Source organism: Streptomyces boninensis, from assembly GCF_048572725.1.
GTDB classification, from domain to species: Bacteria; Actinomycetota; Actinomycetes; order Streptomycetales; family Streptomycetaceae; genus Streptomyces; species Streptomyces boninensis.
In genome coordinates this window covers 3,860,644-3,885,584 of the sequence record NZ_CP183837.1, presented here as the reverse complement: position 1 = coordinate 3,885,584, position 24,941 = coordinate 3,860,644, and the positions used below count along the sequence as shown (strand labels likewise).

22 protein-coding genes and 1 pseudogene are annotated in these 24,941 nt (G+C 71.3%); 13 read left to right on the top strand and 10 right to left on the bottom strand.

The genetic code is table 11. The features are described 5' to 3' along the window. Positions 1-18 precede the first annotated feature (18 nt). The 3 genes from ACNNMR_RS17585 to ACNNMR_RS17575 form a co-directional block, all read right to left on the bottom strand. Positions 19-1,164 carry a nickel transporter gene (locus ACNNMR_RS17585; protein ID WP_419995564.1) on the bottom strand — a complete coding sequence of 382 codons (1,146 nt, stop codon included), beginning with the start codon at positions 1,162-1,164 and terminating at the stop codon, positions 19-21. Continuing rightward, positions 1,161-2,303 carry a tetratricopeptide repeat protein gene (locus ACNNMR_RS17580; protein WP_419995563.1) on the bottom strand — a complete coding sequence of 381 codons (1,143 nt, stop codon included), beginning with the start codon at positions 2,301-2,303 and terminating at the stop codon, positions 1,161-1,163. Before ACNNMR_RS17580 ends, ACNNMR_RS17585 begins: the two co-directional genes overlap by 4 nt. A 324-nt stretch (positions 2,304-2,627) precedes the next feature. Further along, on the bottom strand, positions 2,628-4,091 hold the full coding sequence (locus ACNNMR_RS17575) for a DUF4331 domain-containing protein (protein ID WP_420000395.1): 1,464 nt from the start codon (positions 4,089-4,091) through the stop codon (positions 2,628-2,630). 398 nt (positions 4,092-4,489) lie between these two features. Between ACNNMR_RS17575 and ACNNMR_RS17570 the strand changes: the two genes are divergently transcribed. The 5 genes and pseudogenes from ACNNMR_RS17570 (at position 4,490) to ACNNMR_RS17550 (ending at position 8,524) form a co-directional block, all read left to right on the top strand. Further along, entirely contained in the window at positions 4,490-5,260 is a 771-nt protein-coding gene (locus tag ACNNMR_RS17570; RefSeq protein ID WP_419995562.1) for an alpha/beta fold hydrolase, read from the top strand. Positions 5,261-5,340: 80 nt separating this feature from the next. Continuing rightward, the gene (locus tag ACNNMR_RS17565; protein ID WP_419995561.1) at positions 5,341-5,931 is read left to right on the top strand and encodes a sigma-70 family RNA polymerase sigma factor; all 591 of its coding nucleotides are present in this window, start codon (positions 5,341-5,343) and stop codon (positions 5,929-5,931) included. Continuing rightward, positions 5,928-6,671 carry an anti-sigma factor gene (locus ACNNMR_RS17560; RefSeq protein ID WP_419995560.1) on the top strand — a complete coding sequence of 248 codons (744 nt, stop codon included), beginning with the start codon at positions 5,928-5,930 and terminating at the stop codon, positions 6,669-6,671. Before ACNNMR_RS17565 ends, ACNNMR_RS17560 begins: the two co-directional genes overlap by 4 nt. 10 nt (positions 6,672-6,681) lie before the next feature. Continuing rightward, positions 6,682-8,056 (top strand): annotated as a pseudogene (locus ACNNMR_RS17555) (cryptochrome/photolyase family protein). Positions 8,057-8,311: 255 nt separating this feature from the next. Next, the gene (locus tag ACNNMR_RS17550) at positions 8,312-8,524 is read left to right on the top strand and encodes a hypothetical protein (RefSeq protein WP_419995559.1); all 213 of its coding nucleotides are present in this window, start codon (positions 8,312-8,314) and stop codon (positions 8,522-8,524) included. Between the two features lie 276 nt (positions 8,525-8,800). On the opposite strand, the gene ACNNMR_RS17545 is transcribed toward ACNNMR_RS17550, so the two are convergent. Continuing rightward, complete coding sequence (locus tag ACNNMR_RS17545) at positions 8,801-9,592, bottom strand: anti-sigma factor family protein (RefSeq protein WP_419995558.1); 792 nt, start codon at positions 9,590-9,592, stop codon at positions 8,801-8,803. Beyond that, positions 9,582-9,764: a hypothetical protein gene (locus ACNNMR_RS17540; protein ID WP_419995557.1), complete on the bottom strand. Its 183-nt coding sequence runs from the start codon at positions 9,762-9,764 to the stop codon at positions 9,582-9,584. Before ACNNMR_RS17540 ends, ACNNMR_RS17545 begins: the two co-directional genes overlap by 11 nt. Positions 9,765-10,128: 364 nt before the next feature. Between ACNNMR_RS17540 and ACNNMR_RS17535 the strand changes: the two genes are divergently transcribed. After that, positions 10,129-10,749: a dihydrofolate reductase family protein gene (locus ACNNMR_RS17535; RefSeq protein WP_419995556.1), complete on the top strand. Its 621-nt coding sequence runs from the start codon at positions 10,129-10,131 to the stop codon at positions 10,747-10,749. A 683-nt stretch (positions 10,750-11,432) separates the two neighbouring features. Continuing rightward, the gene (locus tag ACNNMR_RS17530) at positions 11,433-11,735 is read left to right on the top strand and encodes a hypothetical protein (protein ID WP_419995555.1); all 303 of its coding nucleotides are present in this window, start codon (positions 11,433-11,435) and stop codon (positions 11,733-11,735) included. Between the two features lie 45 nt (positions 11,736-11,780). On the opposite strand, the gene ACNNMR_RS17525 is transcribed toward ACNNMR_RS17530, so the two are convergent. Continuing rightward, positions 11,781-12,464, bottom strand: a complete 684-nt coding sequence (locus ACNNMR_RS17525) for a GntR family transcriptional regulator (RefSeq protein ID WP_419995554.1) — start codon at positions 12,462-12,464, stop codon at positions 11,781-11,783. Between the two features lie 153 nt (positions 12,465-12,617). Between ACNNMR_RS17525 and ACNNMR_RS17520 the strand changes: the two genes are divergently transcribed. From ACNNMR_RS17520 to ACNNMR_RS17500, 5 genes are all read left to right on the top strand, one after another. Then, positions 12,618-13,928 carry an MFS transporter gene (locus ACNNMR_RS17520; protein WP_420000394.1) on the top strand — a complete coding sequence of 437 codons (1,311 nt, stop codon included), beginning with the start codon at positions 12,618-12,620 and terminating at the stop codon, positions 13,926-13,928. A gap of 67 nt (positions 13,929-13,995) precedes the next feature. Next, the gene (locus ACNNMR_RS17515) at positions 13,996-14,748 is read left to right on the top strand and encodes a hypothetical protein (protein WP_419995553.1); all 753 of its coding nucleotides are present in this window, start codon (positions 13,996-13,998) and stop codon (positions 14,746-14,748) included. Between the two features lie 224 nt (positions 14,749-14,972). After that, positions 14,973-15,779, top strand: coding sequence for a LamB/YcsF family protein (locus tag ACNNMR_RS17510; RefSeq protein WP_419995552.1), 807 nt, complete (start codon positions 14,973-14,975; stop codon positions 15,777-15,779). Between the two features lie 20 nt (positions 15,780-15,799). Next, complete coding sequence (locus ACNNMR_RS17505; protein WP_420000393.1) at positions 15,800-16,423, top strand: 5-oxoprolinase subunit B family protein; 624 nt, start codon at positions 15,800-15,802, stop codon at positions 16,421-16,423. Beyond that, positions 16,420-17,301 (top strand): biotin-dependent carboxyltransferase family protein, encoded by an 882-nt coding sequence (locus tag ACNNMR_RS17500; RefSeq protein ID WP_419995551.1) that lies wholly within the window; start codon positions 16,420-16,422, stop codon positions 17,299-17,301. Before ACNNMR_RS17505 ends, ACNNMR_RS17500 begins: the two co-directional genes overlap by 4 nt. On the opposite strand, the gene ACNNMR_RS17495 is transcribed toward ACNNMR_RS17500, so the two are convergent. The 4 genes from ACNNMR_RS17495 to ACNNMR_RS17480 all read right to left on the bottom strand — a co-directional run bounded on the left by ACNNMR_RS17495 (position 17,271) and on the right by ACNNMR_RS17480 (position 24,103). After that, positions 17,271-20,030 carry a hypothetical protein gene (locus ACNNMR_RS17495; RefSeq protein ID WP_419995550.1) on the bottom strand — a complete coding sequence of 920 codons (2,760 nt, stop codon included), beginning with the start codon at positions 20,028-20,030 and terminating at the stop codon, positions 17,271-17,273. The genes ACNNMR_RS17500 and ACNNMR_RS17495 overlap by 31 nt on opposite strands. 801 nt (positions 20,031-20,831) lie before the next feature. Beyond that, positions 20,832-21,635 (bottom strand): tetratricopeptide repeat protein, encoded by an 804-nt coding sequence (locus ACNNMR_RS17490; RefSeq protein ID WP_419995549.1) that lies wholly within the window; start codon positions 21,633-21,635, stop codon positions 20,832-20,834. A 105-nt stretch (positions 21,636-21,740) separates the two neighbouring features. Next, positions 21,741-22,622, bottom strand: a complete 882-nt coding sequence (locus tag ACNNMR_RS17485; protein WP_419995548.1) for a PhzF family phenazine biosynthesis protein — start codon at positions 22,620-22,622, stop codon at positions 21,741-21,743. A 41-nt stretch (positions 22,623-22,663) separates the two neighbouring features. Beyond that, positions 22,664-24,103: an MFS transporter gene (locus ACNNMR_RS17480; RefSeq protein WP_419995547.1), complete on the bottom strand. Its 1,440-nt coding sequence runs from the start codon at positions 24,101-24,103 to the stop codon at positions 22,664-22,666. Between the two features lie 64 nt (positions 24,104-24,167). On the opposite strand from ACNNMR_RS17480, the gene ACNNMR_RS17475 reads away from it, so the two are divergent. After that, positions 24,168-24,935: an ArsR/SmtB family transcription factor gene (locus ACNNMR_RS17475; RefSeq protein ID WP_419995546.1), complete on the top strand. Its 768-nt coding sequence runs from the start codon at positions 24,168-24,170 to the stop codon at positions 24,933-24,935. Positions 24,936-24,941 lie beyond the last annotated feature (6 nt).

Sequence of the window (24,941 nt, the reverse complement as noted above, 5' to 3'; positions counted from 1 at the left end):
GATGTCCGTCAAAGCGAATCAAGCCCAGTGTGCATCTGCGTCCTGATGCGAACCGCGCCCGTGTGGGTGTGGGTGTGGGTGTGGGCCGTGGTGGTGGCCATGTGTCGGCCGTTTGAGCAGGGCGGCCCGTAGCAGCCAGCCGCCGATCGTGGTGACCAGGAGTCCGCTGGCCATGCCGAGCCAGGTCAGTACGGTCTCGCCGGCCAGGCTCGTAGCGACGGGCAGGGCGAGGCCGAGGACCAGGACACCTGCGGTATGGGTGACGGTGACGGTGACACCGACGGTCAGGGCGTCGCGCCGGGTTCCGCGCCGTCCCGCCAGGTAGGCCGCCATGATGGTCTTGCCGTGGCCGGGCATCGCGGCGTGCGAGGCGCCCAGCACGATGGCGAGCAGCAGCGCCAGGAGGCCCACCGGAACGGTCAGTTCTCGCCGGCCGACCAGCGAGTCGAAGGTCTCGGCGGCTCTGGCCGGCACAGCGGTGAACCAGCCTGCCGCCGACCGGGCGGCGGGCGCCGGAGCCGGCACGGTGCCCGGTCCGGGTTCGGTGCGCACCGTGGCTGAGCGCTGATTCAGCACGTCGGCCGAGGGGTCCTTGGGGTAGTGCCGCAGCTGGTCCGTACGCGAGGTGGCGGCGACGTCGGACTCCGCGATGTCGAGTCCGCTGGCCCGTACCGTCAGTTCATGCCAGCCGGCCCGGCGGAAGTCATAGCCGGTGCGCACCCGGATGTCCGTGGGCCGAGCCAGATCCGCCGCGCCGGTGAAGGCGCACTCCAGCCGGCTGGTGCTCAGCCCGGCCTCCCCGGCGACGTAGCGGAAGTGCGCACCCGTCGTCCGCCAGGCGACCCGCTTCGCGTCGTGCCGCACCCGCAGGCCGTCGGCGAGTCGCGCGCAGTCGTTACGGGCATGGGCGGCACGCTCGTCCGGGGTGATAGTGCCGTCGTGGTCGCGATCCACGGATGGCCGCTCCTGCGCCGCGGCGATCTCGGCGCGGTCGGTGATGGCCACAGCGTCGATGCGGTCCGGGTGCAAGGTCAGGCCCGTGTAGTGGCTGACCGTGAAGTTGCCCAGCGGATGCGCGGCCGCCTCCGGTGCGCCAGCCAGCATCGCGGCCAGCGCGAGGAGGCCTGCGGCCAGGGGCAGGGAGCGGGGCAGGATGGATTTCATCGGGAGTCGATTCGGCCGAGGACGGTACGGGCCGTCGGTGCGTGCAAGGGGTGGAAGGCCGGGTCGATGGCCAGGGCGCGTTCCAGGTCCGCGCGGGCGGCGGCGTGGTCGCCGAGGGCGCGGTGGATCATCGCGCGGTGGTAGCGGAAGAGGGCGCTGCGGGTGTCCAGTGCGAGCGCCTGGTCGGCGTGCTGAAGCGCCTCGTCGTCCCGGCCGGTTCGGTGCAGGGCCCACGCGGCGGCATCGTGCACGGCCAGGAACGGGCGGTCGGCGAGGAGGCCGCGGGCCATGGCGACCGCCGTCCGGGGGGAGCCGTGGTCGGCTTCGAAGAGGACGTTGTCCACATCGGGAGACCCGTGGGCTGCGCGGCGGAGGCGGTCCTGCGTACGCAGCAGCGCGTACTGGGTCTTCGCCGCGCGGGTACGGCCGCGGGACTGCTGCAGTTCACCCAGGCCGAGGAGGTAGTGCGGCAGCGGGGCGATCGCGATCGCCGCGGTGAAGTCCCGTACCGCGGCGTCCATCTTTCCGAGAGCGGCGTGGGCGCGGCCCCGGGCCTCCAGGAGGGCCGGGTCGCGTGCTGCTCGCAGGCCCGCTTGAGCCTCGCTCAGGGCGCGCCGGGGGTTTCCTGATTCCTGGGCGAGGGTGGCCAGATGGGTGCGGACGAAGGCTTCTTCCGCGTCGTTGGCGGAAGCGTCGAGTGCCCGCGCCATGAGCGCACGTGCCTGGGGAATGTCGCCACGCAGTTCCCAGCTGTACGACGCCCTGGCGAGCGAGGCCGCGTCCGGGCGCAGGTCGGTCATGCGCTGGATGGCTTCGAATGACTCCTGGTAGCGGCCCAGCTGGGTCAGCGCGTCGGCGCGCACGCCGTGAGCGGAGGCGCCGTAAGGATCAGACTCCACCGCCCGGTCCGCCCATGTCAGCGCGGTGTCGAAGTCGTGCCGGGCGGCGGCCAGTGCTCCCATGCCGGTCTCGGCGCGGTAGTTGCCGGATGGCTCCAGGGCGAGCGACTTGCGCAACGCGGCCTCGGCTTGCGCGTAGGTGGCGGCGTCCGCGGTGGTGCGGGCCTGTTGCACCCGGGCGAGTCCCAGATCGGCCCAGGCGGACGGGTCGCGCGGCAGGCTGCGGGTCCGTTCGCTCAAGGCGCGCAGCGAACCGCGGGGGTGTGCGGACAGCTCGGCACTGCCGGCCGCGGCGGACGGCGGGGAGGTGTCTCCGCGCGGTTGCAGGACGACGGCCCCTCCGGTGAACAGTGCTGCGGCCAGGGCCAGGACGAGGCCCGTGCGGCGTAGGTGCCGGAGTCTGCGGGCGGGGGGATTCGATGGATTGATGCGGGTCACGGGGTGCCTTTGTGGTGGGCGAAGGCGGCGGCTTGCGGGGTGGGCACAGCACGGATGTGGTGTGCCCACCCCGCCGGTTGTGCCTGGTGCCGCCGGGGCCGGGGCGCGGTGCGCGCCGTGGAGGGACTACGAGCCGGAGCCGCTGTCCGTGGCGCCGCCGTGGGGCAGGGCCAGGTAGGGGAAGGACGCGCCGAATGAGGCGTCGTTGCCGTTCACCTTGTCGCCCTCCGCCAGAGCGGGCACGAGCTTGCCGGTCTGGGCGGCGCCCATCATGGCCTGCAGCGAGATGTCGATGACGTCGTCCCCGAGCCGGCGGCCGTTGGGGAAGCCGCCGAGGTCCCCGGCGAGGACGCCGAGCCGGTTGGGGGTCTTCGACACCGGGACGCCCATGTTCAGGCGCAGCTCCTCGGCCGGCGCGATCCGCTGCCGCGGGGCGTCCTTGTTGAGCCGGTGGGCGTTGAGGTCGGCCTTGATCGGTCCGCAGGCCTTGCAGACACCGGTCAGGAAGATCTCGGCGATGTCGTTGCGGGGTGCCTTCGGCGCGGGCACCTGGTAGATCTTCTCGACCAGCTTCGGCAGGATCGGGTCGTAGACCTTGTCGACGACCGGCTTGACCGTCCGGTCCTGGCTCGGCGCGATGGTGTTGAAGGCGTCCTTGTACTTCAGCGGCACGACGACCTCGTTGACCAGCGGGTTGCCGAGGCGCGAGACCTGCCGCCAGCCGGTGTGATCCCCGGTGCGGCTGTCGGTGACATTCGCGCCGCGGCGCTCGGTGGTCGACCAGACGCCGATGACGGGGTTGCGCTTGGAGTTGCCGTTGAGCGCCAGCTGGCTCTTGGGGATCTGCAGGGCGACGGAGCTGACGTTGTAGCCGGACAGGGTGTCCTTGCCGCGCTTGCTCAGGTCGCCGCCGTAGAGCAGGTCGAAGACCCGCAGGTCGCCGAAGAACGGGTCCTCGGCCTGGCCCGCGAAGGCCTTGCCGCCGCCCGGCACGGACCGCACCGCCGCACCGCGCAGCGCGGCATAGTCGGGCATGGACGCCTGGCCCGTACGCGAGGGGGCCGCAGCTGCTCCGCGGAGCAGGGTGCGGGTGGCACCGCGGGCGTCGGTGACGGTCAGGTCGTAGACCTGGCGGAAGTTGAGGTTCGGATCCCGCAGCGAACGCACCGGTCCGGTGTTGTAGAGGAACTGGCCCTCCGCGTCCCTGATCTCGTTGCGGAACTTCCAGGTATAGGTGAGGTCGGCGACGCCGTCTCCGGTGTTGTCGATCTTGACGTGGTAGCGGGCGTCGTCCGCGAAGGGGTGGAAGTTGGGCCCGCCGTCCGGCTCCTGGAACGGAATCCAGTTGGCCACCAGCGTCACGGTGTCGGCACGGTCCGGGCTGGTGAAGGCGTAGACGTCGGTGTTGTCGGCCCGCGGGTCCCCGGCGATCAGCGGGGCCTCGCGGTGGCTGGAAGCGGCGCTCGGCACCGGGGCGAGGGCCGAGGAAGCCAGGCCCGCGGCCAGCCCTCCGACCCCGAGCGCGAGCAGCGCGCGGGTCAGGTTCCGCCGGGAACGCGGCCGCGGCGCGGGACGTTTCTGCGCAGGGATGGACAAGGGGAGATCCTCTCGACTGCGGCCTCCGCACTCGGCACGCGTGCGACAGCGCACAAGCGGAGCTGCGCCGGCCACTCCGCGGGCGGCGGAGGTCAACCTTGGGTGGGTGATCGACCCAGCGGGCGGGACATCGAGGTGTCCGGGCGGCTTCCACGAGGGTGTGAGAACCCTCGCCGGTCGGGGAATGCACCGCGCACGGAATGCGCAGGCACAGCAGACCACAAAACACTCCAGATCGGATGCAACCCCCCGCGGAGCGTGTTGCCCGGCTTCCCCGTCCCGTACGGCCGGTGTCCGGTACCGACCCATCCGGCCCGTCCCCGGCTCCGAATACGACGTAGTGGCCCGAGTTCTGCCAACAGCCGGCCGGGTGCAGAGGAAGCAGGAAGCGCATGCTGGTACGGCTGGACGAGCCCCGGGCTCCGCTGGCGCTGTCCCACACCCCGGAAGCCGCCACGGCAGCCGTGCTGTTGCTGCACGGCGGCCGTGAGCGCGGTACGGACGCGCCGCCACGGTGGAATCTGCCTGACCTGCGGATGCGCCCCTTCGCCCGCGCGATCCGGCGCGCCGCCGGCGACCGCGGGGCCGCCGTGGGACGCGTCCGCTATCGCTGCCGCGGCTGGAACGGCGCCCGCGAAGACCCTGCCCAGGACGCCCGGCAGGCGCTGGATCAACTGGCCGCGCACTTCGGCGACATCCCGACCGTGCTCGTCGGGCATTCCATGGGTGGCCGGGCGGCACTGCGGGTGGCCGACCACCGGCTGGTACGGGCAGTGGTGGGGCTCGCACCCTGGTGCCCTCCCGGTGAGCCGGTGGCGCACTTGCGCGGCCGCAGCGTGGTGCTGCTGCACGGCGACCGGGACCGGACGACCGACCCCGCAGCTTCGGCCGACTTCGCCGCAAGAGCCCAGGCCGCGGGTGTCGCCGCGGCCACCGTACTGATGCCCGGCGCCGGTCACGCCATGCTCCGGCGGGCGGGAAGCTGGCATGGGCTGACCACCGAGGTGGTGACCGGGCTGCTCGGCATCGCATCACTGCCGGCGGTAGCCGATCCGGCCGCCGCGCCCCGGAGGCGTACCTTTCCGGAGTGCTGGCCGGGCCCGTTCGGGCAGTTTTCCCCTCAGCACCAATCCGACGGGCGCCGCGCTCCGAATCACAAGTAACAAGAAGACCGGCAGACTGTCCCGTCTCGGGGCTGCTGTGCGACAACAACGGCCTGGCACATGGCCATCGAGGGAGTTCTATGAGGCCGGCGGAAGACCCCCGCCCCACACCGCCCGTCCCTCCGGCCCTGGACCTGGGTGACCTGCTGACCGAGGTGGCCCGCGGTGATCAGGATGCGTTCGCCGCCGTGTACGACCAGGTGAGCGGTCCGGTGCTCGGCCTGGTGCGCAGCGTGCTGCGGAATCCGGAACAGTCGGAGGAGGTCACCCAGGAGGTGCTGGTCGAGGTCTGGCGGACCGCGGCCCGCTTCCGGCCCGACAAGGGCAGCGCCATGACCTGGGTGCTGACCATGGCGCACCGCAGGGCCGTGGATCGGGTGCGCTCCGTACAGGCCAGCGCGGAACGTGAGCACAAGGCGGCGCTGCTCGACCAGCTGCCGGCGTACGACCAGGTCACCGAGCAGGTCGAGACGCGGCTGGAGCAGCAGCGGGTGCGCCGCTGCCTGGGCGCGCTGACCAAGCTGCAGCGCGAGGCGGTCACCCTCGCCTACTACCGGGGGCTGACCTACCGCGAGGTCGCCCAGCTGCTGTCCATGCCCCTGGGCACCGTGAAGACCCGGCTGCGCGACGGACTGATCCGGCTGCGCGACTGCCTGGGGGTGACCGCGTGACCGCCGCCGACCTGCACACCGCCACCGGCGCCTACGTCCTGCACGCGCTGCAGCCCGGTGAGCGCGCCGAGTTCGAACGGCACCTGGCCAACTGCCCGGCCTGTGCCCAGGAGGTACGCGAACTGGCCGCCACCACCGCCCGGCTGGGCCTGGCCGTGGCCGAACCGTCCTCCGCACAGATGCGGGAACAGGTGCTGCGGCGCATCACCACCGTGCGCCAGGAACCCCCGCACGTACCGGCCGCCGGCCGCGTACGGGCCTGGGCGCGCTCGCTGCCCCGGCTGGCACTGGCCGCGTGCGTGGCGGCAGCCGTGGCCCTCGGCGGCATCGCGGTGTGGCAGCACCGGTCGGCCGAAGACGCCCGCGACCAAGCCCGGCAGGCCGAGCAACAGGCCGCCGACCTGGCGGCGGTCCTCGCCGCACCCGACGCCAGAACGGTCAGCGGAAAGCTCGGCGACGACGCGAAGGGCACCGTCGTGATCTCTCACGACCGGGACCGCGCCGCCTTCCTCGCCTCAAGTCTGCCCGAGCTGCCGGCCGGGAAGGTGTATCAGCTCTGGTTCGACGACGGCGGCGGCGAGATGCGCCCCGCCGGCCTGCTGCCGCACCCCGGCACCAGCGCGACGCTCATGGACGGCGCCGTGGGCAAGGCAGCCGGCATGGGCGTCACCGTCGAACCGGCAGGCGGATCCCCCCAGCCCACGACCGACCCGCTCGGCCTCATGCCCTTCCCCGCCTAGGAGCGAGGCCATGCCTGTCTCCACTCCGCCCGCCGTCTGCCTGTTCACCTCCGACCTGCGCCTGCATGACAACCCGGTGCTGACCGCCGCTGTCCGAGCCGCCCCGGAAGTCGTGCCGCTCTTCGTCCTGGACGAGGGCATTCCCGATGCCGGCTTCGCCGCACCCAACCGCCGCGCCTTCCTTGCCGATAGCCTGGCCGACCTCGACACCGCGCTGCGGGCCCGCAGCGGTCGGCTGCTGCTGCGCTCCGGACCCGTGGTCGACGAGGTCTGCGAGCTCGTCCGCCAGAGCGGGGCACGCCAGGTGCACCTGGCCGCCGGCGCCTCCGCATACGCGCTCCGACGCGAAGAGCGGCTGCGTACCGCCCTGGCCGCCCAGGGGTGCGCACTGCACGTCCACGACGCCGTGGTCACCGTGCAGCCGCCGGGCACCCTCGTGCCACGGGGCGGCGACCACGTCGCGGTCTTCACCCCCTACTTCCAGTCCTGGCAGCAGGCAACGCCCCGGACGGTCGTGGCCGCCCCGCGCAACGTGCGCGTGCCGGCGCATCTCGGCTCCGAGCGGCTACCCGTACGCGCCGAGGTGACAGGGGTATCTCCGGGCCTGGCACGGGGCGGCGAACGCGAAGGACGACACCGGCTGACGTACTGGATACACCATGACATGTCCCACTACGCGTACCGCCATTCCGAGCTCGCGGCCGACGGCACCTCGCGGTTTTCCCCGCATCTGCACTTCGGCACCCTCTCCGCGACCGAGCTGGTGCACCGGGCCCGGACACTCGGCGGGCCAGGCGCCGAGACCGTCGTACGACAGCTGGCCTGGCGGGACTTCTACCACCAAGTCCTCGCCGCCCGCCCGCCCGCACACGGCATGGGCCGACTATCGCACCCAGCACGACCAATGGCGCCGCGACGAGCACGAGACCCAGGCCTGGCGCGACGGCCGCACCGGATACCCGGTGATCGACGCCACGATGCGCCAGCTGCGGCACGAGGGCTGGCTACCCGGGCGGGCCCGCATGCTCGCCGCCAGCTTCTTCACCAAGACCCTGTATCTGGACTGGCGCGTCGGCGCCCGGCACTTTCTGGACCTCCTGGTCGACGGCGACGTAGCCAACAACCAACTCAACTGGCAGTGGGCGGCCGGCACCGGGACAGACACCCGCCCCAACCGCATCCTGAACCCCGTTGTGCAGGCCAAGCGGCACGACGCAAAAGGCGACTACGTACGCCGGTGGGTGCCAGAACTGGCCGGCCTCGCCGGACCGGCCATCCACGAGCCGTGGACTCTCCCGCCACCAGAACGCCGTCAGTACGACTACCCGGTTCCACTCATCGCGCTCTCCAGCGCCCTGGCGCGCTTCAACCTCGCTCGCCAGTGATGGGCGAACCGGCACGTCCCAACGGCGCGAGAACGCACTGCAGCCGCCCCTCCCGACACCTCACGTTCAGCGCATCCGCCAGGGTGGTGCATGCGGCCAGAGTGACGCTGATGGCGGATCCCGCACAAGCCTGGCGGGTCCTCTGGCTCCGTCGCAGCCTTGCGAGTGCGGGCAACTGTCCGGAACCCGCGAGGGAGTAGCTCAGGTGGTCCTATATGTGCAATTTCCCGATATCGGCTCGGCACTCTGCGGGCCATGAACCTGAACCGTTCCTGGAAGAACCGGGCCGCCGTCGTCGCGGCCGGCACCATCCTGACTGCGCTGGCCATGCCGGTCGCGTCCGCCACCGCCGCGCAGGCTCCCTGTCCAGCCTCTGAGATCGAGATGGGAGACGAATGCGTCCCGCAGTTGGCCTGGTCCCATGGCCGGCACGAGGACGGGGGGCTGCTCGGCGGCGGCCTGCTCTAACTGAAGGACTGCTCGGCCATGACCCGTGCCCTCGCCAGACGGCGGCACGGGGCTCCAACCTTGACGCAGCCCCTGTCCGCCAAGGCGCATGACAGCGATAGCCAGTCCACCCTTGTCGCCGCCGTACAGGTGGCGGTCCGGGCGGCATCGTGCTGGGTCACATGCGGCTCATGGAGGCCATCGCGTAGAGGAGTTCGGTAACCACTGTCTGGTCGCCGCGCTGGCCTGTGACGGCGTGGCGGGGCGCGAGGTGACCGGCGGCAAGTCGGCAGAATTCTATTTCGGGAAGAACGATGTGGCTGACACAGTTGGCCGGCCCGGCCGGCCCTTCGGGTCCGTCCAGCGGCAGGTACCAGTCGCCGCCGCTGTCGCCTTCGATCTCCAGCCGTACGCTGCGTGCCGCGGCGCCCGGACTGGTGATCGGCAGGGGCGGCGACGCCATCCCGGCCCGGTAGTCGACGGCGTCCGCGATGTCGGTGGCGTGAATCCGGTCGCGAAGGCCCGGTCGAGCAGCGCCAGTCGGAGAGGCAGCATGATGCCGTCGCCGTAGGGCACCGCTATGTCGGCTATACCGCCGCCGCTGAACGAGCAGGTCCTGATCAGTTCGTAGGAGTGCTGTCGCCAGGTGTCTCGCATGCCGCCCGGCTTGCCGGAGGCGGGCGTCCCGGCTGCCTGGAAGCCGGAGTCCAGCTGCTTTCGCAACGCTTCGGTGCGCTCCTGAGGGCGGCCGGCCGGCCGCCCTGAAGGTGCCAGCGGATCCGGCAGGCCGTCCAGGCGTGCGGTCTCGGCGTCGTAGGGTCGTGCGTAGTCGGGCACCGCGACCTGTGGCGGACGTGCCTGCAGGCAGGCTCCCAGGACTTCCGCGCGGAGCGTGGGGGGCAGTTCCAGATCGATGTGCGGATACAGCAGGCGTACGGCTCCGCGCAGCTCCTCTGCTTCTCGTGCGCAATTCGGGCAGCCTTCGAGGTGCGCGTCGACCTCAGCCGTCTCGTCGGGAGAGCAGGCGTCGAGGGCCCAGACACCGAGCAGTTGCTGCAGCCGGGAGTGTGGGTGCGGATCATCGGTCATGGTGCTCCTCCTCGTCCGCTGTGCTCTTCCTGAGCTGCTGCAGTCCCTGCCGGAGCCGGCGTGCTGATTCCTCGTCGGTTGTGCCGAGTTCCGCCGCGGCCTGGCGGTACGTCATTCTGCGGGTGTGGACGAGGTGAAGCGTCAAGCGCTGCGCTGCGCTGAGCGAGGACAATGCGGCATCGAGCCATGTGCGCAGGCGTAGCTGTCGCGGGTTGTAGGCCGAGGGCGCCTGCTACAGGTACTGGAAGACTTCTGTCGCGACCTCGCGTACCGACTTGTCCTCGCCGAGGCGGGCAGGTCAATCTGTCACCTACGCGTGCAGCGGACCCCTGTCGATCGGTTAGCTGTGGGTTAACGGTTGCTGCTCGAACTGCCATTGATCAGCAGTAGTCGGCGGTGGAGGCTGGGACTGTTCCCCGGAAACCGAGGGAAGCGACCATCGAGACTCGCAGGAGTACCAGTATGCGCACGTTGATCAGTTCGGGTAATCCGGCTGTCCATGTCACCGAGATCGTTCGGAAGGGAGTTGAGGGCTGATGGCCGGCAAGGTGTTCTTCAGTGTGTCGATGTCGCTGGACGGTTTCATCGCGCCCGAGTCCTCCGAGGACTTGATGGGGCGGCAGTGGATGGAGCTCCAGGGGTGGGTCTTTCCGCAGCGGTTCTTCCGGGAGAACCTGAAGCTGGGCGGAGGCGGCAAGGAAGGGCGCGACAACGACATCGTGCGGGAGACGTTCGAGCGGACCGGCGCGAGCGTGATGGGCAAGCGCCTGTTCGACGCGGGCGAGGAGATGTGGCCGGAGGAGGCGCCGTTCCACACCCCGGTCTTCGTGGTGACGCACGAGAAGCGCGACCCCTGGGAGCGGCCCGGCGGGACCACGTTCCACTTCGTCAACGACGGCATCGAGTCCGCGCTCGACCAGGCCCGCGAGGCTGCCGGCGACCGGGACGTCCGCGTCGCGGGCGGCGGTGCGACGATCCTGGAGTACGTGAACGCCGGCCTGATCGACGAGTTCTCGATCGCGCTCGCACCCGTGCTGTTCGGCTCGGGAATCCGCCTGTTCGAGGGCGTGGATGACAGCCGGGTGGCGCTGGAACAGGTCTCGGCCGAGCCCTCCACGAAGGTGACGCATCTGACCTACGCCGTACGGCAGCGATAACTGCCCCGTACTCAGCACCCACTCGCCAAGGTCAACCGCCTGCGGACGGCCCAGCCCGGCCACGCGGCTGGCCTCAGCTCGTCACGCCAGGCGGGGCTCGGCGTGGTGAGGCTGCGGGGCAGGTTCGCGGTGGAAGCCCAGACGGTCCATCGACGCTTCACGGGCTGGTCCGCAGCCCGGGTGTGGGCCAAGTTGCACCGCGTGGCCCTCGACCGGCTCGGCGCGAATGGGGAGCCTGACGGTCGCGGTGCGTCATCGACTCGGCCGGCGCCCGGGTGGTCAGAGGGGGCCTCTGACTGGACCGAATCCGACCGATCGCGGAAGATTCGGGTCGAAGGCCCCCGTCATCTGCGACCACTCTCCGGCGCCAATCTCCATGGCCGTCAGGTCCTCATTCCGCCGATGCGCGGCATGTCAGTGATCCGGTCCCGGTTCGAACCCCGACGGCAACGCCCGGCCGAGCTGCTCGCGGACAAGGGCTACGGCCTTGGCGAACTGCGCGGATGGCTGCGTGGCCGGCGGATCGAGCCGTGCATCGCCGGGCGAGGCCTCGGGCCATCCGGCCGGCTGGCCGGCTGATGGCGAAGCTCCCGACGGGCGCGTCCGCTGGTCGGTATGAGCGTGCTCGCACCTATAGCCTCACTCCGCCCTCTTGTCGGATTGTTGAACAAACCCCTACGGTGATGATGTGGCAACTCGCCCTGTTATCCGGCACGTTGAGGTGTGTGTGGTCCCTTGCGCCGGTCGGCACCATCACCGAGGCAACCGGCTGGCTGATCACCGCGATCAATCTCGGACTGGCAGGCGGCACGGCCCTGGCGGGATGGTGTGGCGGTGCGTACCTCGTGTCGGCCTTGGCGGCCGCGGTGGCAGCTGCGGTGGCTCTCGCGCTCTCGGCAGCGGGCGAGTCCACCGGGCCCCAGTCGGCTCTGACCGTGCGGGTGGGCGAGGCTGTCGGGCAGGAAGCAGACTTTACGCGCGGCTGATCGCGATACTTGATGCCCGGTCCCTCGAGCAGCGACCGGGCCGGGTCACTCCCCGCCGCTCGCCTCGCGCTCCATCGTCGTGCGCGAGTCATCGAGGTAATCGCGCAGCTGTCGTTCGGCCGAGGCCGTGTCACCCCTGCGGAGGGTCTCCAGAAGGGCCCGGTTCAGCTCCAGGTAGGGGATGTGCAGGGCACGGGGGTCGTCGACGCCGTGGAAGGCCAGACGCAGCTCGGCCAGCACGCTGCGCATCGTCTCGTCGATCCTGCGGATGCCGGCGAGGGCCACCAGTTCGCGGTGGAAGTGGAAGTTCGCCGCGCCCAGCGCGGCCCAGTCCTGCGCCGCCACCGCCTTGTCGCCGTCGGCGGCGGCCGTGGCCAGCCCTTCGAGGGCGAAGGGCGGATCGCCCAGGCAACGCAGGACCGCGCACTCCACCAGCATGCGCATCCGGTAGATATCGGCGATGTCCGCACTGCTGGGACGGCGCACGAAGACACCCCGGTTGAGCTCATGGACCAGCAGGCGCTCATGGGTGAGCAGACGGAAGGCTTCCCGGACAGTGTTGCGGGAGACACTGAGGGCGGTGCAGATCTCGTCCTCGGAGAGTTTGTCTCCCGGTTTGAAGTGTCCCTCGCCGATGCGGGTGCGCAGCAGATCGGTGACCCGCTCGGTGATGCTTGAGCGCCCGAGCAGGTCTTTGTCTCGGGCCAGTTGATCCATGCCTGGGCTCATGAGGGGCTCCTTCACCGTGCCTGTGATGATCGTATGCCAACGGAGTAAGGGTCACAATGGCTCAGACTCTTGTCTGATTGTTCACAAGTCCTCATGCTGTATGCGTCAACTCGCAGCACCGTCAAGATCCTTGAGAGGTGCACGACCATGAGCATGAGCTCCTCCCCGTCAAGCAAGGGGGCCTCGGCAAAGGCCCCGGGCGCATCACCGAGTGAAGCCGAGGCGGGCCGCATGGCCTGGTTCCGCGAACTGGGTCCCCGCGGTCAACGCGCGTTCTTCGGCGCGTACGGCGGTTACGGACTGGATGCGTACGACTTCTACGTCCTACCGCTGGGCATGGCGGCGATCGGCAGCTACTTCGCGCTCGACAACGGCCATACCGGCCTGCTGGCAACCACCACTCTGGTGGTCTCGGCCGTGGGCGGCGCCCTGGCCGGCGTCTTCGCCGACCGCGTGGGCCGGGTACAGGCACTGATGTGGACGGTGGGCGTCTACGCAGTCTTCACCGTCGCCTGCGGGCTGGCGCCGAACTTCGAAACGCTGCTGGTCTTCCGCGCGTTGCAGGGACTGGGCTTCGGCGGCGAGTGGGCGGTCGGAGCGGTGCTGGTGGCGGAGTATGCCTCCAGTCGGCATCGCGGGCGCACGCTGGGCTGGATCCAGTCGGCCTGGGCGATCGGCTGGGGCCTGGCCGTGCTCGCCTACACCATCGTCTTCCACCTGGTCGGCGACGATCTGGCCTGGCGGGTCTTGTTCTTCACCGGCGCGCTGCCGGCACTGCTGCTCCTCTACATCCGCCGCAGCGTCACCGACGCCCCCGTGGCCAAGCAGCGGCTGCGCCGCGCCGGGCGGCGCCGCAGCGCCATCGCGTCGTTCGCGGCGATCTTCCAGGGCGGGCTGCTGCGCACGACGCTGCTGGCCGCGCTGATGTCGACCGGTGTGCAGGGCGGCTACTACACGCTGGCCACCTGGATGCCGAAATACCTCTCCGACGAGCGGGGCCTGGCGGTCACCGGCGTCGGCGGCTTCCTGGTGGTGCAGATCGCCGGCGCCTTCAGCGGCTACATCACCGGCGCCCACCTCGCCGACCGGCTGGGGCGCCGCACCACCATCCAACTCTTCGCCGTGCTCTCGGCCGCCTGCGTCCTGGCCTACTCCCAGGTTCCGGCGGACTGGGACGCGGTCTCCCTGCTGCTGGGCTTCCCGCTCGGCTTCTGCATGTCGGCGATCTTCTCCAGCTTCGGCTCCTTCCTCGCCGAGCTCTACCCGACCGAAGTCCGCGGCACCGGCCAGGGCTTCACGTACAACACCGGCCGCGGCATCGGCGCCGCCTTCCCGACCGTCGTCGGCTTCCTCTCCGACAGCTGGGGCGTCGGCGGCGCGTTGGCCTTCGCTGCTGCGGGCTACGCCCTCGCCTTCGTCACACTGCTCGGCCTGCCCGAAACCCGCGGCACCGAGCTGCGCTGAACTGCACCGACGCAGGACGTGCACGGGGCACGGGCAGCGGCGGTTCCGGGCAATCGGGGGAGGACGTATGGAGAATGAAAGCAGTGACGAGCAGCACGACAACCGTTACGACGATGTGCTGGAGAGCCTCCAACCGCAAAGGCGATGGGGCTCCAGCCGACCTGTCCAGGCGGCCCGTGGCCGGTGGCCAGCGCTGCGTCACCTGGGCTGCGCGACAGCGCTCGCACTGCTCCTGGCCGTGGCTGCTCCGGGCCTGTGGCGCTTCCTGGAGGAGGCCTATCCGCCCCGCACGGCGGCACAGGAGCAGGAGAATGACCAGGAGGAACGAGGAGCACAGCGGGACAGCACGGCGCCCGAGGGCCACCGGGTCGAACCGCCTGCCTGCCGCGACGGGACGACCTGGAAACTCGTGGAGTGGCAGCGCCCTGAGGCGCCCACGGTGCCGGGTGCGGCGGGGATCGAGGTGCAGGTGCGGGCGCGGTTCGAAGGCGGGCGGCTGCTCGGGCTGTGCGGGTGGTGCGCGGTGCGCGAGAACCCGGGACGCACGCACCCGGCGGCTGCCGTGGACGCCTGCACTCTCACGCGAAGACCACCGGAGGCCGGCCGGGGGCGCGGGGATACGTCATCCCGGCGCAAGCCGCCGGTTGCGCCGGACGCGCGAGTTGCCGACGCGGCGTGGACCGATCCCATCGGGCAGGTAGCACTGCAGACCGTATGTGGGCACGCCTGGCGGGCACGCGCGGTACTGACCCTGCACGACGGCGGCACGCGCGTCATTTCCACGCCCGGCTATCAGGTCGACTGCCCGACGGGAGCGTAAGCTGTGCCAGACGAACCGCCTCAACCGGACGCCTGTGCGCGCGTATTGGACGGCCATAGAGCCATTGATGGATTGTTCAACAATCCTATACGGTGGCTGTGGGCCTGAAGCGACATCCTGGCTCCATCCGCGGCCGATTACCCCATGTGTGAGGTGTGCATGAGCGCGGTTCGGAACACGTCAGCAGCCGCCACCGTCCCCGGTGAGAGCGACCGGGAGCTCGGGTGAGGGCAGCGCTCACTGCTGTGGCCGGGGCCAAGGATCTTCCGCCGATCGACCTGAACGCCGATCTCGGCGAAGGGTTCGGCCGCTGGCGGCTGACGGACGACGAGGCCCTTCTGTCCGCCGTCACCAGCGCCAATGTCGCCTGCGGGTACCACGCCGGAGACGCCGTGACGATGCGGCGGGTGTGTGATCTGGCGGCCGAGCGCGGCGTGCGCATCGGAGCCCAGATCTCCTATCGGGATCTGGCCGGTTTTGGGCGGCGGGCCATGGATGTGCCGCCGGATGTACTGGCGGCCGAGACCGCGCATCAGATCGGCGGCCTGGCGGTCTTCGCGCGCGCGGCCGGGTTGCGGGTCTCCTACGTCAGGCCGCACGGCGCCCTCTACCACCGCGTCCTGGACGACGACGAGCAGGCAGCTGCGGTGGTGGCGGGCATCCGGCTGACCGGCGAGCAGCTGCCGGTGCTGACCTTGCCCGGCTCCCGGCTGGCCACCCGGGCCGTCGCGGCGGGGCTGTCAGCGGTAGCGGAGGCGTTCGCGGACCGGGCGTACACGGCGGCGGGACGGCTGGTGCCACGCGGCAGCGACGGTGCCGTCGTCCAGGATCCCGAGACGGTGCTCCAGCGCGCGGTGGCCCTGGCGACCGTGGGTGTCGCGACCCCCGAGCGGGATGACGACTCCGCCTTGCCGGTGGTGCGGCCGCGATCGCTATGTGTGCACGGCGACACCCCTGGTGCCGAGGTGCTGGCGCGGCGGCTGCGGGAACGGCTGGCGGCAGCTGGGCTCAGGGTCGAGGCGTTCACGTGACGGGCCATGCCGCCCGGCGGCTGCGGGTGCTGCCCGCCGGTCCGAACGCGCTGCTCGTGGAGTGCGCCGACCATGGTCAAGCACAGGCATTGCATGCCGAGTTGCTGCACCGCCGTACTGCCGGTGTGCTACCACCGGTGCAGGAGATCGTGCCCGGGGAACGCACCGTACTGCTGGACGGCCTGGACGACCCGGACACGTTCGCCGGGCAGCTCACCGACTGGACACTCGCGCGCACTCCCGATGAGGCGCCGGGTGCATGTCTGAGGATCCCGGTGCGCTACGACGGCGCGGACCTCGAAGACATCGCCCGGCACTGGCAGGTAGATGCCCGCGAGGCCGCCCGACGGCACAGCTCCGCGCGGTGGCGGGTGGCCTTCTGCGGATTCGCGCCCGGGTTTGCGTATCTCACCGGCGGCTCCGGCCTCCCGTCGCTCCCGCGCCGGGCGACGCCGCGCACCCAGGTGCCCACCGGGGCGGTAGGCCTCGCCGGCCCGTACACCGGGGTCTACCCGCGCGCCTCGCCCGGCGGCTGGCAGCTCATCGGCACCGTCGTCGGCATCCGGCTGTGGGATCCGCACCGCGAGCCGGCCGCCCTGCTCACCCCGGGAACCCGGGTCTGCTTCGAACCGGTGCCCGGATGACGCATGGGCTCCTTGAGGTCGTCAGGCCCGGGGCGCTGACCACCGTGCAGGACGCCGGCCGGCCCGGCCACGCCCACCTCGGCGTGCCCCGCTCCGGCGCCCTGGACCAGCCGGCCTACCGTCTCGCCAACCGCCTGGTCGGCAACCGTCCGGAGGCGGCGGTGTTGGAAACCACCCTGGACGGCTGCGCGGTGCGCCCGCACCGCACCGTCTGGGCCGCGGTCACCGGCGCGCCGTGCCCGGTGACGGTCGACGGCCGGCCGGCCCCCTGGGGCGCGGCGGTCCGCGTGAGCGCAGGGGCACTGCTCGAGGCGGGCCCCGCGGCATGCGGCGTCAGGTCCTATGTGGCCTTCGCCGGCGGCATCGACGTCGAGCCGGAGCTGGGCAGCCGTGCCACCGACCGGCTCTCCGGCCTCGGCCCGCCGCCCCCGGCCGCCGGGGACACGCTCGCGCTAGGACCACCACCGGCCCTCCGCCCCGCGCCCATCGACACAGTGCCGCACGGGGCGCCTCCGATCAACCTGGTGCTGCGGATCACGCCGGGACCGCGGGCGGACTGGTTCACCCCCGCCGCGGCACGGACACTGACCACTGCCCGATATGTCGTTTCGGCCGGCGACCGGGTCGGGCTGCGCCTGCACGGTCCCGCGCTGACCCGGCGCACCACCGCCGAACTGCCCAGCGAAGGCGTTGTGCTGGGCGCGGTGCAGGTACCGCCGGACGGGAGGCCGCTGGTCTTCCTCGCCGACCACCCCGTCACCGGCGGCTATCCGGTCATTGCGGTGGTCGACCGGCGCGATCTGCCCGCCGCCGCGCAGGCGGCGGCGGGCATCCCCGTGGCATTCGTTCAGTCCTCGTCCTGGGGGCAGCGGTACTGATCCTCCGGTCCCCAGCGAGTGACCGTGCCGCCCTTCTGCGCGAAGCGGCCGCAGTGCAGGACCAGTTTCTGCCCCCGTTCGGTGTGATGGAGTATGACCAGGGCCTTGTCGCGCGGCGGCCGGGAGCCGTGGTGGGCAGGGATCTCGATCGCCCCGCTGGCGCCCTCGAAGCGCACCCCGTCGTCCAGCTTCGACTTCACCGCCTGGGAATCGGCCTCGCGGGTGCTGGTGTATGCGCCGTCCAAGGCGAAGGACAGCACCGTCAAGGCGTCGTAGGCCAGCGCCACGTGCCCGTCGTTGACCCACGGATCGCGGGAGGTGTACTCCCGGATGTAGCCGGCGACGAGCTCCTTGGCTTGCCCGTTCTCGTCCGGATGCCCGTCGGGCAGCACATGCACCGTGTGATACAGCCGCAGCCAGGACTGGCGGAACTGCCCGCCCAGTGCGGCGTTGGTCAGCTCGTTGCTGCCGATCACGGTCAGCGGTCGGCCGGCGCACCCCGAGGCCGGCCCGTACGCATTGACGAACGCGGTGAACTGAGCCACCCGCGACGCCCAATAGACCACCGTGCGTGGCTCCAGGCGCAGGGCATCGCACACCCGCAGCGCGGTGTCGCGGGCGGAGACCTGAGCGCCGTCCCGGCCGGGGTAGAACACCGTCTGAGTCCGGCCCGGTCCGAAGTTGCGCACGAACTTCTCGGCCAGCTCGTTGGTGTACAGATCGCCCGGGTCCCTGACCACTACCGCCCGGGTGGCGGTGTCACAGGACTCGCCACCGGTGGAGATGACGCGGCCCTCGTCTGCGAACTGCGCGGCGATTGCGGTCTCGCGGCCGTTGTCAGGCGACATCGGACGGTAGTAATCACCCGCCTGCTGCATCGCGACCGCGGTCGCCGTGGTGCCGATGACCGGGATGCGATGGTCGCTGAGCACCTGGGCGGCCCGCTTCGTCACCGCCCGGCTCTCCCGGAAGCCGATCACACCGGCAACGGTACGGCTGTTCTGCAGCTTCTCGCCACGCTTCGCCTCCGCGGCGACCTCCTTCGCCTCCCGGACGACGTTCCTGAACTTCCGTCCGGTATCCCGCACATCAACGTACAGCCGCACCCGGTAGCCCGATTCCTTGGCGGCCTGCGCGTTCAGTCGCCGCTGTGCCAGCCAGATACCGCGCAGCTCCGGAATTGTTCCGTTCATGACAATTTCGTCTGGGTCGGTGTCGATACCCGAACCTAGGTAGACGACCTTGCGCACCGGCTTGCCGAACTCCGACTCTGCCCGCAGCGCCTGCCGGTTGAGCTTCCCGATCGCCTTGACGACCGCGTCATACTGCTCCCGCGGACTCCCGACAGCAGTGTCCGCACCCTGACCCACGACCGCGGGATGGGCCTGCCCGGTGACCGTGCTCCCGTCGAGACAACCGGGCTCGGGCGGAAAGATCCGCTGCCACAGGCTCGGGCCGATCAAGGACACCGCGACCGTCAGCGCCACTACCTCGATCACCGCCTCAGTGCGATCCGGCCACCAGTTCAGCGGCCACGTGGGCTGGACGGGCGTCTGGTAGATCCCGTCCGTCGCGAAGAAGCTCTGCTGGTCCGGCATCCGTATCAGCAGCGGCGCCGACGGGGCTTCGCCGACGGACGCCGGCTGCAGGCGCTTCGCGCCCTCGGCCAGATTGCGGCATCCCTCCCAGTCCGGCTGGGCGTAGTCGGCAGCCCTGCCGGCACCGGTCAGCAACAGCGAGGCACTGCCGGGCACGCCAAGGCTGCTGCGGTACGCGGCAAGCAGCCGGTGGACCGCCGCCGCCTCGGGTGCATCGCCAGGAGGCAGGCCGAGCAGGATGACTCGGCGGGTACGTCGCCGTCGGCGCCGTGGAAGGAACTTGCCTGGGCGGGCACGGTGCAGATCGGCCAGTAGCGCCCGGAACATCAGTTCTTCCAGGCTCCTGAGCGCATCCGCCGCGTCGGCGCCCTGCAGCCGCTCAGCCTCCCGGCGCAGCAGTTCGACGGCCTTGTCGAAGACGCTCCCTGAGTGCCCGGTGCGGCGCCACCGGGCGTACCAGGCCTGCCGGGAGCGCAGCAGCCGCCGAGACCACCAGCGTGACCAACACCACCGCGGCAACGTCCTCAACACCGGCTCGGCAAACAGCATCCGCGCTACGCCGACGAGGGACTGTGCGGGCCCGTCCTGCTCCTGACCGCTCCACTTCTCCAGGGTGCGCAGCATCCCGGACTCGGCACGTTTGGCGTAGCAGTGATTGCGCAGCGCTCGGCCCTCAAACCGCGCGCTCGGTGGGCGCTCCATGGCCCAGGCCACCATGTGCTCGACAAGTTCGAGGGTGGACACCGGCAGGCTGTCTCCACCTGCCGGCGCGCCTTTGTGCAGCTCAGCACCCAATCGGGGGGTGATGAAAACGTCGAGGGGATCAGCGGCGCCCTGCGCCTGCGCCGGCTGCTCCGCCTCCCGCGCCTGTACGGGCACCCACGGCCACCCGGCGGCGTAGCCGACTCGCCTGTCCTCATCGCTGCCCAGCACCGCCTGCAGCCCGGCCAATACGCGCGCGGCCCGACTTGGCACGTCGCCCGGAGGCCCATCCGTCTCCAGCAGCGCCGCGGGATAGACCTCCTCGCGCAGCGACTGCCACCGGAGCGGAAGCACAGCCGCAGCGAAACTCCGCAAGAAGTCATCGGAGGCGGCACCGAGCGGAAACGGCTTCGAAAAGTCAACTTCCATGTGAATCACCTCAGTTGAGTCATCATCAACCTAGGGGATTGTCGGACGATACGGCAATAGTGCATACCAACGATGTGTGGAGAGGATGTTCCCACGCCTGTCGCTGCTCTCCATGCGCCCGGGCGCGAGCTCTGCAGGAGGGCCCTGCTGCGTCAAACCGCCCTTGGGTACGGGCTTCCGCCAGCTCAGCGAGAGCGGTGAGGAGCGTGCACACGGCCGCATCCCGGGTCAGAGCCCGAGCCTCGACCGCGACGGTGTCCAGGTGAGTCCGACCGCGACGGCGGGCGGCACGCCACCGAAACAGCGGGGAGCGTGCTGACCCTGGTGTTCCCGCATCAGGCAACGGACCTCACCATGATCCGCCCGCGGGCTCGACCGGGCTGCTGCCAGCCGCAGGTTAACGGGCGCGCCGCCTCCCGAACCGGGACGACGAGAGCACAGGAATTACGGGGCATTGCCCGGCCATCCCACAGGCCACATAGGTGCACCCTGGCCCGTGGTGCGGATGCCGCGGACTTGCCATCGCCGTTATCGGCCTCACCCAGGCGATCCGCGGCCGCGGCGGTCTCGGGGTCGGACACCGTACAGCCGCAGAATCTGAGTCTCGACCTCCAGTGACGCTGAGAACGATCATGGTGGGCTGGCCCACTGGCCGGCTTTGCCGCCGTTGTTCGCGGCAGCGCCGACGGACTGGTCGGTGGGCTGACTACGGTCCGGCCGTGCCGGTGGAGTTTCTGACCGTCAGCCGCAGCTACTCCTGCCTACAGCCACCCGCAGAGTCTGCCGCGGACGTCATCCAGGTCAACGGGTGTCTGCATGCGGCCCTTCCACATCGCCGGCGTCCGCGGCCAACTCGGTGAAGCTCTCCGCTCCCAGCGCCTCACGGACCCTGGCCTCGGTGCGGTCCACGTCGCCGCGCTCTGCCTGTGGGAGCGGCGCACCGGCCAATTCCCGGGCCCGTGCCGCAGAGCCCAGGAGGCGGGCGGCCCGTGTGTGCCGCCCGGCGAGGGCGTGCGCACCAGCCAGGCCCTCCTGGGCGAGGGCCGCGGCGCGGGGGTCCTCGCTCTCGCGGGCGACGGCGAGTCCCTGACGGTGCAGGTCGAGGGCTGCTGCGGCGTCGCCCCGCTGCTCAGCGAGGAAGCCGAGTTCGGCGAGGATCAGCGCGGGGCCGGGACCGAACTCGGTCTCGCGGTGCCAGGTGAGCGTCTCGTCGAGCAGTCGCTGGGCGAGGGCGAAGTCGCCCTCGCGTCGGGCGCCCAGGGCGAGGCCGATCTCGGCGTGGATCTCGCCGGCGGCGTAGCCGTGCTCGGCTGCCCGATCCTTCGCCTCCCGATGCAATGTGGCGGCGCGGGTGAAGTCGCCAGTCAGGAGGGCGACCCGGCCGAGCCCGGTGATCCGGTCGGCGGCGTCCGCCCAGAACCCCAGCTCTTCCGCCAGCCGCAGCCCGTCCTGGTGCAATGTGGTGGCGCTGGCGTAGTCACCGGCGATGGAGGCCAGCGCGGCAAGCGGATAGCTCGTCCGCAACTGGCCCCAACCGTCGCCGAGTTTACGGAACGGGGCGTGTCCCTCCTCGGCGCGGCGGGTGGCGGCGGAGAGGAGGGACACGCAGCAGAGCCTGTACGGACCTGGTGCTCTGCGCGGCGGCGACGCCCCAGTGGTCACCGGCCGTGCGGGAGCCCGCGAGTGCGTGGTCCGCGGCGCCGGTGCCAATCAGACCCTAACCGCCGTGCCCGTGACGCGAATCCGCGGATCACCGTCACGCAGCTCGACCTCCAGCAGTGACGGGCGGCCCATGTCGTGCCCTTGATGCAGGGTGAGGTGCGCGGCTGTAGGGGCCAGGCCGAGCTCACGGGCGTAGGCGCCGAAGGCCGCGGCCGCGGCTCCGGTGGCGGCGTCCTCGACCACGCCGCCGACGGGGAAGGGGTCGCGGACGTGGAAGACCGCCGCCGATTCGCGCCACACCAGCTGCACCGTGGTCAGGTCGAGGCGTCGCATCAGGTGCAGCAGCCGGTCGAAGTCGTAGTCCAGGTCGGCCAGTCGTTCGCGGGTGGCGGTCGCCAGGATCAGGTGGCGCACGCCGGCGAAGGCGATCCGCGGTGGCAGGGCGGCGTCGAGCTCGGCGGTCTGCCAGCCGAGGGCCGTCAGTGCCTCCGCCACGTCCGCCGGGGCCACGTCGTCGACCCGGGGCGGGACACTGATCAAGGTGGCCTTCAAGACGCCATCGGCAGCCTCGACGCTGACGGGCACCAGCCCGGCGGAGGTGTGGAAGTCGAAGTCGCCGGTGCCGAGTCGCTCGCCGAGCGCTACCGCGGTGGCGACAGTGGCGTGGCCGCAGAAACCGACCTCGGCCTTGGGGCTGAAGAACCGCAGGGTGAAGGAGCGGCCGTCGGCCGGGTCGGGGCCGGGGGTGACGAAGGCGGACTCGGAGTAGCCCAGGTCGGCGGCGATCGCCACCATCGCGTCGTCGTTGAGTGCGGTGGCGTCGAGGACGACGCCGGCCAGGTTGCCGCCGGCCGGGTTGGTGGCGAAGGCGGTGTAGTGCAGCACGTCGGAGGTCAACTGCCGGTCCGGGGTGGTGGTCAGGTTCTTCATTTGAGGAGTCCCGTCGGTTGGTTGGGTGGAGTGAATAGTGGTCAGTTACGGGTGCGGCGCCCGGCGGTCAGGGCGAGCAGGGTGCCGGTCGCGAAGGCGGCCGCGGCGATCAGGGCAGACAGCCGCAGGCCCGCCGTGAAGCCTGCCGCCGTGCCGGCCAGGGTGCCGAAGAGGGCCACCCCGACCGCGCTGCCGGTCTGCCGGGAGACGTTGAAGACCGCGGTGGCGATGCCCGCGCCGGCGGCCGGGGCGGTATCGATGATGGCGGCGGTGGCGGCCAGCGCCGTCATGGTCTGGCCGAGGCCGGTGGCGATCAGGGCGAAGAGCAGGACCGGGTACGGGGTGTGCTCCCCGGCGAGCAGCCAGCCGAGGAAACCGAGCGTGCCCACGACCAGCCCCGCGGCCATCGGCACGTAAGGCCCGGTGCGGGCGGAGGTCCGGCTGAACAGCGGCGCCGCCAGCAGCCCCATGCAGACCGACGGCAGCAGCGCCAGACCGGTCGCCGGCGCGCTGAAGCCGCGCTCCTGCTGGAAGTACAGGGTGGTCAGGAAGAGCATGCCGTAATAGCCCAGGCTGATCAGCAGGCCGACGGCCGCGGTGGCGGTGAACGCCCCGGAGGCGAAGAGCGACGGCGGCAGCAGCGGTGCCCGTCGGCCGCCGGCCGCGGCGCGGGCTTCGAGGGCGCGTTCCACGGCGGCGAAGGCGACCAGGGCGGCGGCGCCGAGGCCGAAGGCCGACAGCACCAGCGGCGACGTCCAGCCGCGCGCGCCCGCCTCGTTGAGGCCGCCGGCCAGCGCGACCAGGCCGACGGTGCCGAGCACCTGGCCGAGCACGTCCATCCGGCGGTTACGGGACGGGCGGGCCGCGGGCGGCAGGTGCCGCAGCGTCAGCGCGATCGCGGCGGCGGCGACGGGCGCGTTCAGCCAGAACACCGAACGCCACCCGCCCACGGCGATCAGCAGCCCGCCGACCACCGGCCCGGCGCCGAAGGCCACCGAGGCGACCGCGCCCCACACGGCGACGGCGCGGGCCCGTAGCGCACGGTCCTGATACGTCGTCTGGAGCAGCCCGAGCGACGCCGGCACCAGCAGCGCGGCGCCGCCGCCCTGCGCCAGCCGCCCCGCGATAAGCGTCGGCGCGGATCCGGCGAGGGCGCAGGCCAGCGAGGCGGCCGTAAAGACGCCGAGCCCGGTCACGAACATCCGCCGGTGGCCGAGCCGGTCGGCCAGCGAGCCGCCGAGCAGCAGGAGGCCGGCGAAGACGGTGCTGTAGCCGTCGACGATCCACTGCAGCGCGGTGCCGCCGGTGCCGAGCGAGGCGCTGATGCCGGGGATGGCGACATTGACGACCGTCACGTCGAGCATGACGAGGAAGTAGCCGAGGCTGAGCGCGATCAGGGGGCCGAGGGCGAGCTTCGGGCTCCGGGGGCCGCTGCTGTGCCGCGGCGGCGTGGCGTGCGGAGCGAGGTTCGTTGCGGGCATGAGGAGATCATCGAAGCCGGACACTTAGTCGTGCGACGAAGTGTCGATGTCGTAGGCTGCGATCATGGACGGCGAACCGCTCAAGCAGCAGACCGACATCGCCCGCGCCGCGGCCCTGATCGCCGATCCCTCGCGGGCGAAGATGCTCAAGTGCCTGGCCGACGGCCGCGCCCTGCCCGCGAGCGCGCTGGCCGGCGAGGCGGGGGTGAGCGCCGCCACAGCCAGCGTGCACCTGTCCAAGCTGGTCGAGGGCGAGCTCGTCACGGTGACCCGGCAGGGCCGTCATCGCAACTACCGGCTGGCCGGCCCGGACATCAGCGCCGCCCTGGAGGCGCTGGCACTGATCGCCCCACCGCTCCCTGTCACCTCGCTGAAGCAGAGCAACCGCACCAACGCCCTGCACCGCGCCCGCACTTGCTACGACCACCTGGCCGGAGCGCTCGGCGCCGACCTCATGGCCGCGCTGCTCGAGCGCGGTCTGCTGACCGGTCACGACGGCATCCACCGCACCGACGGCGCCGTACGCGACCGGCCCGCCTCCTACGGGCACGACATCCGCTACGAACTCACCGCCACCGGCCGCACCCACCTGGCCGGCCTGGGCATCGACATCGACCGGCTGCCCCCGCGCCGCCCAGCGATCCGCTACTGCGTCGACTGGAGCGAACACCGCCACCACCTGGCCGGCGGCCTCGGCGCCGCACTCACGGCCCGCCTGTTCGCCCTGGACTGGGTGCGCTGGGGAACGGCCCCGCGCGCGGTACAGCTGACCGAGCAAGGTGCCGCGGGCCTGCAGCGATCATTCGGGATGCCTCGTCGCGCAAACGAGTAGGTGTTG